Genomic DNA, 1,938 nt, shown 5'->3' with positions numbered 1-1,938 from the left:
GGCCGCGCGCCCCTGCAAGGCCGCGCCCGAGGTGACGCCCGGCACCGGCGCGGCGGCGGCGACCAGCCGCCGGCTGCGCTCGGCCAAGGCATGGCTGCGCGCCTCCGCCTCCATCGCCTCGGCAAGGCTGACGAGCGCCTGCTTCCTCGCCACCTCTGCGATCATCCGCTGGCGCTCGAGCAGCGACAGGCGGCGCGCCTCACGCATCGCGCATCAGTTGGAGCAACGCTTCGTGGCTGGCGCCGAGCGCCTCGGCCTCGCCCCGCCCCTGGGTCAGGAAGGCGTCGATCGGCTGGGACAGCGCCAGCGCCGCGTCGAGCAGCGGGTCGCCCCCGGCGCGGTAGGCGCCCATCATCACCAGATCGCGCCCAGCCTCGCGTGCGGCGATCAGGCCCCGGAGACGCCGCGCAGCGGCGGCGACGGGCCCGCTCACCAGATCGTCCATCACCCGGCTCAATGAGGCGGGCACGTCGATCGCCGGATAGTGCCCGCGATTGGCAAGCTCGCGCGAGAGCACCACGTGCCCGTCGAGGATCGCGCGCGCGGTGTCGACCACCGGATCGTTGGTGTCGTCCCCGTCGGCGAGCACGGTGTAGATCCCCGTCACCGCCCCGCCGCTGCGCGCGGAATTGCCGGCGCGCTCGACCAGCCGGGTGATGGCGGCGAGCGCGGAGGGCGGATAGCCCCGCGCCGCGCCCGGCTCGCCGAGCACCAGCGCCAGCTCGCGCGCGGCGTGAGCGACGCGGGTCAGGCTGTCGAGAATCAGCAGCACCTCGCGGCCCTGCTCACGGAAATATTCGGCGATGGCGCTGGCATATTGCGCCGCGCGCAGCCTGAGGTTGGGGGCATGGTCGGCGGGCACCGCGACGACCACGATGCCGCCGCGCCGCGCGCCCGCCATATGCCGGTTCACGAAGTCCGAAACCTCGCGGGCGCGCTCGCCGATCAGCGCCACCACGGTGACATCGGCGACGGCATGCCCGGCGATGGTGTCGACCAGCACCGACTTGCCGACGCCGGAACCCGCCATGATCCCGAGCCGCTGCCCCACCCCCATCGTCGCGAGCGCATTGATCGCGCGCACCCCGCAGTCGAAGGGCTTGGTCACGCTCGCCCGCTCCAGCGCGCCCTCGCGCCGCCCGGCGAGCGGCCAGGCGAGCGGCAGGTCCAGGCGCGGTCCCCCGTCGATCGGCGCGCCCAGCGCGTCGACCGCGCGGCCGAGCAGCGCCTCGCCGACCCGCACCTCGCCCGGGCTTCCCAGCGCGCGGACCCGCGCCTGCGGTCGCAGCAGCATCGCATCGCCGAGCAGCATCATCAGCGAGTGCCCCGCCCTGAAGCCGATCACCTCGGCCAGGCACTCCGCACCCGCGTCGTTCTCGATCAGGCCGAGCGAGCCGACCGGCAGCGGCAGGCCCGCGACCTCGATCAGCCCGCCGTCGCAGGCGACCACCCGTCCGGTCAGCACCGGCCCGGCGGCGATGGGGGCGGCGCGCATCCGGGCAAGATCGAGCTGGAGCTCGGCAATCATCCCTGCACCGCCGCCGCGATGGCGCGGCGCCATTCCTCCGGGCCATCGCTGACGGCGCCCTCGGGACTCTCGATCCGCAGCGCCCCGCGCGTCAGAGCGGGATCGCCGACGACGCGCCAACCTACGAGCCCCTCGGGGCCCAGCAGCGCGATGTCGTCGGGGTGGAGGTGCAGCGCGAGGCTGTCCGCCGCGCCGCCGATCCGCGCCGCCGCCGCCCGGCAGCGCGCGAGCAATCCGGCGCGGTCCACCGCCGCCTCGCCGAGGACCCGCTCGGCGAGGGTCATGACCGTGGCGGCGAGATCCTCGGCGAGCACGCCGAGCGCGGCTTCGTCCAAGGCGTGGAAGGTCAGCCGCAGCGCGCGGTGCCGCGCGGCGTGCTCGCCCACCAGCAGGTTGAAATGCGCCGTGTC

General features: G+C 75.1%; 3 protein-coding genes. All 3 read right to left on the bottom strand.

The window, feature by feature from the left end; all coding sequences use genetic code 11:
- Nucleotides 1-207 (bottom strand): hypothetical protein (locus OPU67_RS16300; RefSeq protein ID WP_267621530.1); only part of this gene is annotated, 207 nt, incomplete at its 3' end.
- Complete coding sequence (locus tag OPU67_RS16295) at nucleotides 200-1,528, bottom strand: FliI/YscN family ATPase (protein ID WP_420709039.1); 1,329 nt, start codon at nucleotides 1,526-1,528, stop codon at nucleotides 200-202. The genes OPU67_RS16295 and OPU67_RS16300, both read right to left, overlap by 8 nt.
- Nucleotides 1,525-1,938 (bottom strand): FliH/SctL family protein (locus OPU67_RS16290; RefSeq protein WP_267621528.1); only part of this gene is annotated, 414 nt, incomplete at its 5' end. The genes OPU67_RS16290 and OPU67_RS16295, both read right to left, overlap by 4 nt.

It is taken from the genome of Erythrobacter sp. WG, from assembly GCF_026586795.1.
GTDB lineage: Bacteria > Pseudomonadota > Alphaproteobacteria > Sphingomonadales > Sphingomonadaceae > Erythrobacter.
The sequence above is the reverse complement of the archived record's forward strand: the minus strand, read 5'-3'. Positions and strand labels throughout refer to the sequence as shown.